This is a genomic window from Paraburkholderia sp. BR14320 (assembly GCF_040948665.1).
Classification (GTDB): domain Bacteria; phylum Pseudomonadota; class Gammaproteobacteria; order Burkholderiales; family Burkholderiaceae; genus Paraburkholderia; species Paraburkholderia youngii.
Genome location: NZ_JBFPKG010000089.1, coordinates 1 through 12,828, shown reverse-complemented (window position 1 = coordinate 12,828; position 12,828 = coordinate 1). Strand labels below are relative to the sequence as shown.

At 59.9% G+C, this 12,828-nt stretch carries 8 protein-coding genes and 3 pseudogenes; 7 read left to right on the top strand and 4 right to left on the bottom strand.

Annotation, left to right across the window (positions count from 1 at the left end; translation table 11 throughout):
* Nucleotides 1-123 precede the first annotated feature (123 nt).
* Nucleotides 124-339 (top strand): annotated as a pseudogene (locus AB3X89_RS37610) (IS3 family transposase); the annotation flags it as partial.
* Between the two features lie 415 nt (nucleotides 340-754).
* Here AB3X89_RS37610 and AB3X89_RS37605 read toward each other — a convergent pair.
* Nucleotides 755-1,390: a hypothetical protein gene (locus AB3X89_RS37605; RefSeq protein ID WP_368587729.1), complete on the bottom strand. Its 636-nt coding sequence runs from the start codon at nucleotides 1,388-1,390 to the stop codon at nucleotides 755-757.
* A 1,348-nt stretch (nucleotides 1,391-2,738) separates the two neighbouring features.
* Between AB3X89_RS37605 and AB3X89_RS37600 the strand changes: the two genes are divergently transcribed.
* The 3 genes from AB3X89_RS37600 to AB3X89_RS37590 all read left to right on the top strand — a co-directional run bounded on the left by AB3X89_RS37600 (nucleotide 2,739) and on the right by AB3X89_RS37590 (nucleotide 7,289).
* On the top strand, nucleotides 2,739-2,966 hold the full coding sequence (locus AB3X89_RS37600) for a hypothetical protein (protein WP_368587728.1): 228 nt from the start codon (nucleotides 2,739-2,741) through the stop codon (nucleotides 2,964-2,966).
* Between the two features lie 62 nt (nucleotides 2,967-3,028).
* Complete coding sequence (lanM, locus tag AB3X89_RS37595; protein WP_368587727.1) at nucleotides 3,029-6,256, top strand: type 2 lanthipeptide synthetase LanM; 3,228 nt, start codon at nucleotides 3,029-3,031, stop codon at nucleotides 6,254-6,256.
* Nucleotides 6,249-7,289 (top strand): SAM-dependent methyltransferase, encoded by a 1,041-nt coding sequence (locus AB3X89_RS37590; protein ID WP_368587726.1) that lies wholly within the window; start codon nucleotides 6,249-6,251, stop codon nucleotides 7,287-7,289. The genes lanM and AB3X89_RS37590 overlap by 8 nt, the downstream gene beginning before the upstream one ends.
* A 515-nt stretch (nucleotides 7,290-7,804) precedes the next feature.
* Here AB3X89_RS37590 and AB3X89_RS37585 read toward each other — a convergent pair.
* Nucleotides 7,805-8,021: pseudogene (locus AB3X89_RS37585) on the bottom strand (branched-chain amino acid ABC transporter substrate-binding protein); the annotation flags it as partial.
* Nucleotides 8,022-8,884: 863 nt separating this feature from the next.
* Entirely contained in the window at nucleotides 8,885-9,163 is a 279-nt protein-coding gene (locus tag AB3X89_RS37580; protein ID WP_368587725.1) for an HU family DNA-binding protein, read from the bottom strand.
* 758 nt (nucleotides 9,164-9,921) lie between these two features.
* On the opposite strand from AB3X89_RS37580, the gene AB3X89_RS37575 reads away from it, so the two are divergent.
* Entirely contained in the window at nucleotides 9,922-11,370 is a 1,449-nt protein-coding gene (locus AB3X89_RS37575; protein ID WP_368587724.1) for an FAD/NAD(P)-binding protein, read from the top strand.
* A gap of 103 nt (nucleotides 11,371-11,473) precedes the next feature.
* On the opposite strand, the pseudogene AB3X89_RS37570 reads toward AB3X89_RS37575, so the two are convergent.
* Nucleotides 11,474-11,566, bottom strand: a pseudogene (locus AB3X89_RS37570) (IS6 family transposase); the annotation flags it as partial.
* 489 nt (nucleotides 11,567-12,055) lie between these two features.
* Between AB3X89_RS37570 and AB3X89_RS37565 the strand changes: the two are divergent.
* Both AB3X89_RS37565 and AB3X89_RS37560 read left to right on the top strand, forming a co-directional pair.
* Complete coding sequence (locus AB3X89_RS37565) at nucleotides 12,056-12,322, top strand: hypothetical protein (protein WP_184228640.1); 267 nt, start codon at nucleotides 12,056-12,058, stop codon at nucleotides 12,320-12,322.
* A gap of 50 nt (nucleotides 12,323-12,372) precedes the next feature.
* Nucleotides 12,373-12,792, top strand: a complete 420-nt coding sequence (locus tag AB3X89_RS37560) for a hypothetical protein (RefSeq protein WP_368587723.1) — start codon at nucleotides 12,373-12,375, stop codon at nucleotides 12,790-12,792.
* Nucleotides 12,793-12,828: the final 36 nt, after the last annotated feature.

Here is a 12,828-nt window from a genome sequence, read left to right as displayed (position 1 = left end):
AAGGAAGGCATGTCGAACAAGGAAATTCACCGCTGCCTGAAGCGCTATATCGTCAGGGAGTTGTACCCGCTCATTCTGGCCGACTTGGCCGATTCGGCCCGCGCTTCTTGACATAGGAGCGTCAACGCGCCGACGGAAAGCTTCTTCAACAGCTTGAAGAACGAGCGGGTACACGGCACGCGGTATCGCACGCATCGCGACGCCGTTGCGGACTTGTTCGAATACATCGAAGTGTTTTATAACCGCAGTCGTCGTCATTCATCGCTCGGCTTCACGTCGCCAACTCAGTTCATGCAAGACTGGCTTGCGGCTCAGCGGACAAAGGATACGGCTGCATAACCCCGGACCTCTGGAAGGCGAAAAACCGAGGGAAGCTCAAAGTCCGTAAGCAGTATCGTCCCACTTGAATTGGTGGTTGCCTTTGTCATTGATCCTGCTTCGTAGCCAGACCAGTGAAAAGCAACATTTGCCAAAAGTGTCCGCCAGAAATATCGCAACGTTCTGCGGTGCGCCACTGCTATTGGCGACGGTCACGGAACAGGTCACGATAAAATGTCGATCCTTCTTCTTCGCGGGAGAAAATGAATGCTTCAAGGGAATTGATATAGATGAATATTATATGCGCTTATTGATTTGCCATTGGCGGTGATGGCGCGTATTGGCAATTTATTGTCGCCGAGCTTAATAAAAACCAGTCTGTTTGAAAACAGACTGGTTTTACCGAGCCACCGAAAAGCAGGCTGCCAGCCTCCGGCTATACCGGGACCGGGACGAATTGTAACGTATCAGTCAGCTTGAATTTCAACGAAGTCACGCCTCCCGCAAATTCGAATTGTGTCGGACTGCTGACAAAGCTGCCAGAGACAGCAACGCCTTGCTTGGCCTCAGTTGTGCAGATCCAGTAAATCGGGTGGGTGTCAAACAAAAATTTGCCATTTGGTTTGCCTTGCATTGCAAACGTTGGCAGAGAATTCATGTACACGGCAAGGCTCATTGCTTGTGACTGTGAAACTGTAAACGACGCGTCTGTCGTAACCAGCATGCTACCGTTGGGCACCTGCGGGTCGTTGAATGCCAGAGGACGAGTCTGAAACTGCTCATTAGCATAAGTCACGCCCATCTCGTTGTTGCCGCCAGCAGCGGTTGGATCCATCCTTTGGAGCGGGCCGCCAGAACTCCACTGGACGCCCGGTACAAGCGGTTGCTCGGAGGTGCCCCAGTTGAGCGCCCAGTCGACTGTCCAATTGTAGATATTGGTATTGCCATTGTTGACCGATTGCAGAAGCCACACTAGTGGCAATCCTGCTTTTAAATTAGGATACGTCTGGTAGATAGCGACATTCGCGGGAGCGCCGCTGGCATTGAGCACGGATATGGTGTATGAAGACATGAGTGCATTCACTTATTTCAAGAGTTGATGGATAACTTATCCTGCCCTTGGCGGCAAATCTGAACGATTTGCTCAATCAAGGTGTGAAAGTTCTACGAAGTAAATGAGTAAGGTACTGCGTTTCCGGTTGGTGGAACGTTTGTACGTTCGCCTAGCCAAAGCAGCTTATGTGCCAGCTGACCCGAGAACACGAGAAATGGCCGACACAACACATTAGTCTTTGAGGGTGATTGTCCTAGGTGTTGGGTTCTCGATATTGTATGTTCACAAGCGGGACCGAAGTACTCACGCGGCGGCGCAAGCGATCGGGCGAAGCCGGCGTCGAAGAACTGCTCACCTCACTCTATCGCAATCAGCTCGCCGCACGCTTCGCCGCTTGGCATCTTTTCATTGAGGTGCCGGGTTCCGTTTTCTGAACGGATCTGAGTCCGCTCCGCTATTGCGCCGCGAACAATTTAACGTGACAGCGCCGAAATTGGCCTCGTCGCAACTAAGACGATAAACGGCGGGTTTGTCGGGTTTGAAATGTAGGCCTCCACGTAAAAATTGCGTTGGCTGACCGACGGTCGCGAATGTGGGCGGAAACGAGTGAGTTGGCATGAAACTCGCTTTTGATAAACATGCGACCTGCTCAGGAGAAAGGACATGCCCGACTTACGGATACCCGCGCCGCCGCGCTTTGACACCATGACTCCATATGCGTGTTCCTTTAACAACATTCGCGAGGCCGATTGCCTAGTTGGTTTGCTCGGGACGCTTTCGACGTGTTCTGCGATGGACAATTTTATTTATATGCCCACAATTGCATCCGAAATGAACTCTCGAGATCGAGCATAAATTGCCGGGGGATGATGTTGCCCGACTCAAGACCCGATGAAACTATCTCAACGACGGTGGCGATCAACTCCATTGATGACTATCGCTTGCTGTTCAGCGGCGAAGCGTGCGAAGCAGCGCGGGCAGGTTTTTCCGACCCACTCAGTGCGTTATCTCGACCCGTAACAGAACGGGAATTCCTCTGGGCGCTTTGAACAGACTGGCCGACTATGTCGATGGACATGGCGTTCTTGCTCCGAACGACAAGGCATTGAATACAAATTTTCGTGCAGTACGGATCGGCTTGTCCTTTCATGAGAGGTTTTCTTGAAACAGGAATAACTTAACGATATTGGTCGATTTCATTGTTCAAGAAATCGAAACCGCAGGAAAATAAGTGTCCGTATCGCCGATATGGGCGTGAACGTCAGAAACCTGTTGGATATTGTTTGAAGGAGTTGATATGAATGACCATACGTCAAGCAGCAATTCATCATTGCGAGGTGCACGGCCGAACGGCGCCGAGACGGAAGTGCACGCGATCGATCCGGAAATGCTGGAAGCGATGCTCGTCGAAGCGACGGACACCGCACCGGCCGTGAATGACCCGTCGCTGGCGTTGGACGAGGATCTGGAGACTTGCGACTTGCACGCAATCGGCGCCGCTGCCTCCGGCACGCGGTCGAAAATGCGATTCGGCCGCACGACGCAGACCATCACCGAAAGTTGCGAGCACACCTGCGGCGGGTGTCGGGGCTGACGGAGAGGTTCGCGATGGACGCGCAAGTCGTCACGCTTCTTCCTCCACTCGCGGAATCGACGTTGCGCGATTGGGTCGCTCGCAGCGCGTGGCTAGGCGAGCGCCTGACCTGCCCCCCCGACGCCGGTGGCGTCGGGGGCGACAAGGAGGCTACCGCTTTTGCGTCCTGGCGCCGGTTGGCCGCGAAGGATCACGCGCACCATTTCGACACCTATCTCGAACGGCTCGGGCTGAGCGAGCACCAGGCGGTGCTGCGCCTCGGCCCTACTAGGCAGGCCGGCCGCGCTGCGCTGCCTGACTGGGCGAATCGCTTGCCCGCGTGGATTGCGCTCGTTTGTACGGGCGACGCGGCATCGGAGGGCCGCGACGACGGCAATGTCCCGTTTGCCGATCTCTTTCGTCCGCTGGGCCGTGCCATATGGGATCGCATCGCCCGCCATTTGGATGGCTCGCTTTGGGCCGCGCCGGTTCGAGACGACGTGAGCGCTGGGCTAGCCACACACCTGTCCGCCCTGTTCGCCGACAGCCTTTACGTCTGGTTCGACGCATTCCGGTCGGTCCGGCAATCGCACGGCCAGCTTGCGGCGGACGAGGCTGCGGCCGCGTCGAACCGAATTTACACCGATTTCCTGTCGTGGCTGCGCAGCGGGCATTTCGTTCGCTTGCTCGATCGAAAGCCGGTCCTTGCCCGCTTTTTCGCGATCTCCGTCCTGCAGTGGGAGCAGCATGTGACGGAGCTCGCGCAGCGTCTCGAGCATGATCGGCAGGTGATTGTCGCGCGGTTCTTCGGCGGTCGCTCGCCCGGTGCGGTCGCCGGCTTGGACTTCGGCATGTCGGATCGGCACCGGGACGGGCGCGGCGTCGCGATCGTGCGGTTCGACAGCGGGCAGCAGCTGGTTTATAAGCCTCGGGATCTGGGCATCGATGGTGCGTGGGCGACATTCCTGCAACGCATCCAGGCAGCCGGCGCACCGGGCGAACTCCGGACGGCGGACGTACTATGCCGGGACGGCTATGGCTGGACGTCGTTTGTCAACGCCGAGCCGTGCGCGTCGCTCGACGAAGTACGCGTGTTCTACCTGCGCGCAGGCGCGCTTCTCGCGCTGTTCCAGATCCTTGGCAGTTGCGATTTCCATCAGGAGAACGTCATTGCATGCGGCAGCCATCCAATACCGGTGGACCTCGAAACGCTGCTGCGCCCAGCAGGCAGGCTAGATGGCGACGACCGACCTTGGCATCCGGCTATCTCCGCCGCGGTGCGGATCATGAGCGCATCGGTGCTCGAATCGGGCTATCTCCCGTACTGGAATACGTTTCGCAGTACGAGATGGACCGTGGGCGGGCTGAGCTGGTCGGCTCCCGAGGAGGTCAAGGTGACTGGCTGGCTGCATGCAAATACCGATGCGATGATGCTCGGCCGCAAGCCGCTTGCAATCGACGCCGTGCGGCATCTGCCGAGGCTCGCGGAATCCATTGCCGATCCTTCGGGCCATCTCGGAGACATCGATGCCGGGCTCGTGGCCATGGGGCGCTTCGTTCTGGCCCATCGCGAGACGGTCCGCGACGCGCTCGCCGTGTTTCGCGACACCAGCGTGCGGGTCGTGCTCCGCGACACGCGCTTCTATGAGATGTTGAGCCGGCGTGCGATGCAGCCGACGCGGCTGGTGGACGGGTTGAGCGCCAGCCTCGAGTTGGAGTTCCTGATGCGGTTCCATCATCCGGTCGACGCGAACGCAATAACGTGCGTGCGTTGCGAGCAGACGGCCATGCTGCGCCTCGATACGCCGCTGTTCTGGATGAGAAGCGACGGCACGACACTGCATGAGGTCGGCGGCGAGGAAGTCGAATTCTTCTACCTGAAAGACGACGTGCTGTCGCCGATGGCGCACGCGGCGGCACGGCTCGATGCATTCGACGACGCACACCTTGAGCAGCAGCGGCGACTCTTGCGCTTCGCGTTCTCGCGCGATGGCATCGCGCCCGCGTTCGCCAGCGACGCGTGGCCGGAGGACAGCGATCGAGCCTGGCGTCCTCAGGAAATGGTGCAGCGTGCTACCCGCATCGGCGAGCATCTGCTGTCGCTGGCCGTCGTGAGCGACGGCGGTGCGACATGGATCGGCCTGCCCTCGACCGCCATCGATGCCGCGCCGCACATCCAGGTGCTAGGCGAGAACTTCTATGACGGGACGGCGGGCATTGCCGTCTTCCTGCTGGCCCTTGCTCGCGCGACCGGACGCGACGATTGCAGGCAGACCGGCCTCAACGCATTTGCGACGCTGCGCGACGGTTTCGTCCGCGAACGGCATGCCGGCTTTCCCGACCGGGACCGGATTCTCGGCGGAGCCGAAGGCCTGGCGTCCTGCATCTATCCGCTCGTGCTGGGCGCGCACTTGGCCGACTCTGACATGCTGCTGGACTGGGCCGAGGAGATCGCGCAATGCATCGGTGACGCGTGGATCGGCGCGGATACCGCATACGACGTCATCGGCGGGGCGGCGGGTGCCATGCTCGGCTTGCTGGCTTTGCACGAGGCCGGCCGGCCGATCGGATTGGATCGCGCCATGGCCTGCGGTGCGCATCTGCTCGCACACTGTCGGCCGGCTCCGGCGGACGATACCGTCGGCCATGCGCGTCCACTCGCGGGGATGTCTCACGGCGCGGCGGGGTTCGCTTATGCGCTCGAACGCCTCGCGGCCGCGTCGGCGCGACGCGAATGCTCTAGCGCCGCTGCGGAATGGGTCGCATACGAGCACGCGCTCTTCGATGATGCAACCGGCAACTGGCCGGACCTGCGCTTCGAGGCCGAGGAACGACCGCAGTCCGAACACGCGAGCTGCCGATGGTGCCACGGCGCATCCGGGATCGGACTGGCGCGTCTCGGGATGGTTCTGCACGGCGCGTCCGCACGCGCCGTGCGCGAAGACCTGGAGCGGGCAATCGCCCGCACGGTGGCGGAACCGATGAGCGCGCTCGACTGCCTGTGCTGCGGCAATTTCGGACGGCTCGATCTGCTATTGGAAGCCGGCGTCACGCTCGGGAGGCCGGCGCTCGTCGCGCTGGCGCGCCGACGCGCCGCTGCTCGTCTGGATCGCACGGTGGAAGGCTTTAGCTGGCCGTTCGGCAGCGACAACGAGAACCTCGGTTTTTTCCAGGGGCTCGCGGGCATTGGCTACGAATTGCTCCGCCTCGCGTATCCGAGCAAGTTTCCATGCGCGCTGCTGTGGGGGATCGGGTCTCGCCCGATTGCGTCCACCCATTGGGATCGAGAAGAGGAGACATCAGATGCATAGCGAAGCGGAAGTGACCATCGTTGGCGGCGGGCTCGATTTTTCGAAGGATCCGAGCGTCGAGGCATGTCGGGCGATTCGCCACGCAGAGGTCGTGTTTCACGCCGGATGTCATGAGGGCGTTGCCCGCTGGCTGGCCGATCTCGCCGGCGACGCGGACGTCGTCGACATCGATACCGGTCACTATCAGGTCGGCCAGTATCGGCCCGACATGTACCGCGCGATGGCGTCCCGGGTGGTGGGCGCGGCGCGCGAGTCGGGCGCCGTGGTCCTGATCGAGCCGGGCAGTGCGATGGTGACGGACCTCGTGACGCGCTTCGTGCTGGAGGCCGCACACGGTGCCGGGCTGCGCACCCGGATCGTCGCGGGCATTTCCAGTCTGGAGCATCTTTGCATCACGTTCGGCATCGATCCGTCCAGCGGGTTACAGACCGTGCTCGCACAGGAACTCGTGGCACGGCGAATCAGGCTGAGCGCCGGGCTCGATACCGTCGTCATCCAGCCCGGTTACTTCGACACGTTGTGGCACGTGGGTTGGCCGCAATCCCGTGCCGACCGCTTCAACGCGCTGGCCGAGACGCTGTCGCTGTCGTTCGGGCCGCGTCAGGCAATGGCGCTGGTCAGGTTTCCGATGCATCCGGCCGACATGACGCACGAATTCTGGTTCAAGCTGGCCGACCTGCATCGAACGGTGCAGATGATGACGCCGCTGCACACGCTGTTCGTACCCGCATCGGAATGCGGCGAGCGCGATGCGACGTTCTGGTCGCGCATGCACGTGTGGGAACGCTCCATCGTGTTTCTCGAAACCGGCGCGGACGGCTCGCCGCTGCAACTTGCGCCGATCGCGTCCAACGTCGCCCTGAAGCAGATCGAGGAGCGGCTCGACGACGATCTCGTATCGTCGTCACGCACGCTGGCGGATGCATGGCGACGTCAGGCGCTGGCCCGGAGCACGGCGAGGATCGCATTCGCGCACGAAGCGGGCACTGATAAGGCCACCCCGGCGATGCCAGAGTGGATCGACCGGCAATGAGCCGGGAAGCGTCGTGGCGCATCATTGCGCTCCCGTGCCGTGCTGGACGGCAGTCCGTGCCTCTGCCGTTGACAATGCGCCCACCCTCGATATCCCTCAGCGTCAGGACGCTTGGTCTACCGGGACCAGCCGCATTAGCGCCCGTCTGCATAGCAGACCGCGCGCAGATCCCGCCGAGCCCGTTGATGCTCTTGCGGAAATCAACCGGCTCGCGACGGAGCAGCACCTTCAGCGAGGCGTCGAAGTCCTAGAGCGAAGTAAAGTTGTCACCGATCAATGACGCCAGTACAGGGCGGGAGCCTTCAAGTTGACGACATTACTTAGTTTACCAGCGAAGCAATGTCGTCAACTCGCATCAGTGCGCACTAAAATGCGTCAATTCCAGTTCGTCCTAGACCATGAAACCTCAGGCACGTGCGGTGGTTAAAGTGGACGGCCTGGTTGATGCCGATATGCTCCAACGAGCGCAGCCGTGCGCAGCTAGCAACGCATTCGGCAGTCTTTGTCTTCAGAAGATCGTCCCGGGAGTCGAGCACGAACGTAACGTTTTGCCCACCTATCCGAATCTTTCTGCTGTTCAGATCTTCGATCGCCAGCCGCACACCGTTTTCATCATCCTTTCCGATGTGGGACAGTTCACCGGTAAGCGGGGAAACCTGCCCGATCTTTACTGTCAAATCCGCGTACAAGCGTCAAAGTCGCGAGACATATCAGTGGCCGGGATGATTGCATGGTCGTACTCTCGATAGTTTGGCTGGGAATCGGATCGACAGAACCTACGACCCGTTGGGCAAGCAACATTGCGCTGACCTGTAACTATCCTAATGACGAGAGCCGGTAGCCAAAATCAACCGCGATGACCTTCCTGCAAATTTCTATCCAAATACGAGGCTTTTTCGATACCTTTTCCCGATGCGCCCGTTCCGGGAAGCGTCGCTTTCTGGGCAGCCTGAATCTTCGCGCCGCTATGAGCTGAGATCGCACGCGGCCACTGTCTTCCGGGGCCGCACATCTTGCCACGACGTGCACCAATCAACTGGAAGAAAAACCACCCTTACGAAGATGACGTTCGCACCGTCAGCTCTCGAAGACTTTCAAGTCGCCGATGACAGCTTCAGGTCCGATTTTCGAGGATTCTTTCCATCAGCAGCACCTGTGAACATCGCTAGCAAAAACTACGAGCGCCAACGGCTGGGCGCCCAGTTCGTGCGGACTGCCCCATTTGACGGTGCTGGTAAATGTCCGTCCCGTCGTGTCCCGTAATTCGATCATCGCGCGTTGCCCCCGCGCTTCGGCAACGACCCGGACGATGCGCGCCTCGTAGCGCAGCAGCGCTGCCGATCGGCGGCGCTCTACGCCGGCGGATTCGTGATTGTTCCTCTGGGCAGTTGATAGCAGGTTCAGACAGTCCCCGAGCTGCGATTCGCGACACGGCATCCCTGTCAACGATCCGACTAGGTGGAAGGCGACCGGTCCGGGCGGCCGCCGCGGATAGCGGGCAAAACCACCATCAACAGTGCCCGTCAAACAGCGCATGCGACGACGACGAACATCCGGCATCGCCGTCTTCCCGCCGGGAAAATCACGACACGCTGTCAGGCGCCGTTCACGGCATCCTTGAACGCCTTGCCCGCCGTGAACTTGACCGTCTTCGCCGCCGCGATCTGGATCTCGGCTCCGGTCGCCGGGTTGCGGCCGACCCGCGCGGCACGCGCGCCCGTCGAAAACGACCCGAAGCCGATGAGCTGCACGGTATCACCCTGCGTGACCGCGCTGGTGATGGTGCCGATCAGCGCATCGAGCGTTTCGGCGGTCTCCGCCTTGGTGGTGCCCGTCTTCGCGGCGACGGCATCGACCAGTTTCTGCCTGTTCATTGATTGTCCTCCAGAGGTGGGGAAGTGAAGCCGTCATCCTACCCGAGCCGCGGGCGTGCCCCAACCGGCGCGGGCAAGCACGGAAGCGGTCCGCCAAGGTGTGGTCACGCGCGAGCGGCGACGACGAACACATTCCGGCTTGGTACCCGTGCCTGGGGTCGATGGACGGCTGTGGCGAGGGACAGGCAGGGACGGCGCTTTCCCGGGGAAGCGACACCGTTCGCTTCCCACAGGTGTCGCCCTGGCGGGCGGCCGCCGGCCCCACAGCCCAGCTACCTGGCCCGGAAAATCAGTAAAGTAATTTTCTGACTAATAAAATGTCCGGAAATGAAGGCCCGGATAGCCCAAACTATCCGAGCCTCAATTTGCGGAGTACTGTTGACGCCCCGTTAGCCGGCCCCACTGTTTGAGGGTTCGTGGACAGCGCTGCGATGCCATTGAGGTGTGGCGCGGTCTACGCGAAATAGGTGCGCTACTGGGTTTGAACGGCACCCTCCCGACGGCACACCCATCCGCCCCGAGCCCATTCATTTGCGATGCGAATCAGTGTTATCCAAACAATCGATTTTGTAGCTTGAGGCGAAATGCCGCATAGTCGCTTCCTGCGACGCGCGGCACAGCTTCCGACTATCCGCGCCAGAAAGAGAGCTTTCCTGACGTGCCCCGATGCAAGCGACTCCATCGGAGCGGGTATCCATCCGAACGTCAAAATTAATTTTGTGCGTGAGCGGATACGAGCAATCATCGGAGCCGTGGCAATGACTGTATCGATCGTGATAGTGGGTGCCGGCTTTTGCGGGACGATGACGGCCATATGGCTACTGTCGGATCAAACCGCAAAGCCCCTGTCGATCGCACTGGTCGATGACAGCTATAGCGTTTCGCGCGGTATTGCTTATCGGTCAGACGAAGAGGGCTGGCTCCTGAACGCCCCCGCACGGACCCTCAGTGTTGAGCGAGACAACGGCAACGGCTTTGTCGATTATTGCCGACTGCGGGGCCGTCCTGCCGAACCCGACGATTTCCTGCCACGTGCGTGGTACGGTGATTATCTTGCACATCTGCTAAAACAAGCCGTCGAAAACCCCGGGAAGCATCAGTTTTCTCAACATGACGGATACGCCGTCGCGCTGAAACCCGTCGAGGATGGCCGAACGAAGGTTCATTTGCACACGGGTGTGGAGATTTCTGCCGATCACGTCGTCCTTGCGACCGGGCACAGCGATGGCCGCCGCTCCATCACTGTAGCAGCGACCGGTGGCGCTTCACTCGATCAACGTTTCCTCGCGAATCCCTGGGACGCAGTTAAACTGCGGACCGTGCCGGATGACAGCCATTTCTTCATGTGCGGGTCCGGTCTGACGGCACTCGACGTTGTTTACGCGCTGCACCGGCGCAGCGAAAAGTTGCGCTTCACGCTTATGTCCCGCCGTGGTTTGTTGCCCCAACACCACTGCCAGTCACCGCCGAGACTTCAGCCAGAAGCGCGGCGGTCGCTTCTCGATCAACTGACTGCCGGCCCTAGGCATTGCATCACCGTCGTACGGAAAGTCATTGCTGAACATCGCGCGAGAGGCGGTGACTGGCGCGAGGTGATCGATAGCCTGCGTCCAGCGGTACCGCAGATCTGGTCAAACTGGTCTGAGGCCGACCGGCGCGCTTTCGTGCGCCATATTGCGCCTTACTGGGACACACATCGTCACCGACAGCCAGCTTCCACGGCAGCGCTTGTCGCGTCACTCGGGATGAGTGGGCGTCTCTCGCTTATGGGGGGGCGAATCGAGACGATCAGCGCACATGGCGACGGGCTGCTGCTGGCTATTCGCCCGCGCGCAGCAACGGGCTCGCGCGTTGTGCACGCATCGTATTTCGTGAATTGCACCGGTGTCGGGATGGCTCCGGCTCATCGAGCTACGGCGTCAGATACAGAACCGCATGCAGATTGCATACACCGGCCTATAGCACACGCGTGTGATTCTCTTTTCGATCAGTTACGGCGCGACGGGATTGCAAAATTTGACTGGGCGGGGTTGTGTGTTGATGAGTCTTACCGCGTGGTTCGAGTCAGTAGCTGTACGAATCCATCTCTGTTTTATATTGGCCCTGCGCTTAGAAGACGCTTTTGGGAGGCGACGGCGGTGCCCGAATTGCTAATGCATATCGAGCGGATGACGGAGATCATAATGCGGCAGGTTTCTGCACATTAAACGCGAGCGCATTGCTTGACAGGGGCGTGGATGCAAGCGGGTTCTGTCGCAGTAAGATAGAGAGGTCGGTCAAGACCGATATGGCATGGATTCCTTGTCCAGCCAGCGAATAGAACTGATGTGCGGGAGTTTGCCAAACGCCGCCATCGTTCAATTTCCCCTTGACGATCATGTGCATGAGTTCGATGCCACCTAGATGCTATGTGGGAGGGCAGTGGCAGTAAGCCCGACTCGAGTAAAACGGGATTTCCAGACTCGTTTTCTCCGAGGGAGCGCGCAAACGGGCACGCCTGACGCAGCCCTTCCACACAGCATCTAGGGGCCGTTTACATTCGATGAAATGTGCTTACATCTTGTCTTTTGCGCGAGCAGGCCAAGATGATTCGAACGTTATTGAGCGATGAAACGTCTTGCCGGGCAAGGAAGGCGGTCCAGAGGACGGCTTCGACAATCGTTCGTCAGCGTAGACAGCCCTCCTTGGATCATTCGCCAGACATCGCTTCGCAACGATGCACGTTGGCTCGCATGCCATCATGCGCGAAATGGCGTGATGCGTATTCAATAAGCGTAGGCACGTCAGGCGATACCAGCCGGTGTACGACGCACCTGCGTCGGACAAACTCTTGATGCCGCGTCCGGAGGCATGCATCAACGATCTGGTGACGACATGGACAAGAATGGGGTGATGACGGAAGAGGACGGCGGTGCGCCGCCTTCGCCGGGGGAAGCGGCCATCCTTGAGGAAGCATGCTGGCTGGCCGACTCGGGCCGCTACGCCGACTTCATAGACATCGAGAACGTGCTGCGTTTTGGTTACGGGCTGACCAATGCGCGGGCCCTGCTTGACCGGTATCCGGTTCGCAGGATGCTGAACCGCCGCTGCGCGGATGCCCGCGACGAGCGGCTGGTAGGGCGGTGCAGCATGACGGAGCTATTTCCTTTACTTCCTTGACAATTTCGCTATATTCGGGATAGGCTTAGTTGTTCCTTGGGAAAGATTCTATGTCTACGGCAACCATTCAGGCGTCTGAGTTTTCACGGCTGCTTGTGCGTGCTGCGAAGATGCTGGATCGTACTGGTGCGCGAACTCCGGAAGCGATCCGCAAGGTCGTGGCGAGCTCAATGCAGGCGGATATCGGTCAGCTTCCCGCTAAAAATCAGCAGAGGTTCGCACAGTCGATCGCGCTGTTCGCACAGGGCTTCGATGATGCGCTGACGGCCGTCGCCGACGCGGCGGGCGAGCTGACGCCGGCCACGAAGTCCGGAGCGGGATCCAGCCGCCGTGTGCCCGCACAACGTGGCCGCTCGGCGCTGCATCACAGGGCCGGGCGTGAACCGCCCCGGGATTTCCGGAGGCTCCACTTCTTGAGAAAATGGAGCTATGGAAAACACGAAGAAGAAGTGCCCAAGGTACTCGCCTGAAGTTCGTGAGCGGGCTGTGCGAATGGTTCTGGAACA

Coding starts and splice junctions, on each gene's coding strand:
- AB3X89_RS37605 (WP_368587729.1), bottom strand. CDS start 1,390: ATGTCTTCATACACCATATCCGTGCTCAATGCCAGCGGCGCTCCCGCG.
- AB3X89_RS37590 (WP_368587726.1), top strand. CDS start 6,249: ATGCATAGCGAAGCGGAAGTGACCATCGTTGGCGGCGGGCTCGATTTT.
- AB3X89_RS37580 (WP_368587725.1), bottom strand. CDS start 9,163: ATGAACAGGCAGAAACTGGTCGATGCCGTCGCCGCGAAGACGGGCACC.
- AB3X89_RS37575 (WP_368587724.1), top strand. CDS start 9,922: ATGACTGTATCGATCGTGATAGTGGGTGCCGGCTTTTGCGGGACGATG.
- AB3X89_RS37565 (WP_184228640.1), top strand. CDS start 12,056: ATGACGGAAGAGGACGGCGGTGCGCCGCCTTCGCCGGGGGAAGCGGCC.
- AB3X89_RS37560 (WP_368587723.1), top strand. CDS start 12,373: ATGTCTACGGCAACCATTCAGGCGTCTGAGTTTTCACGGCTGCTTGTG.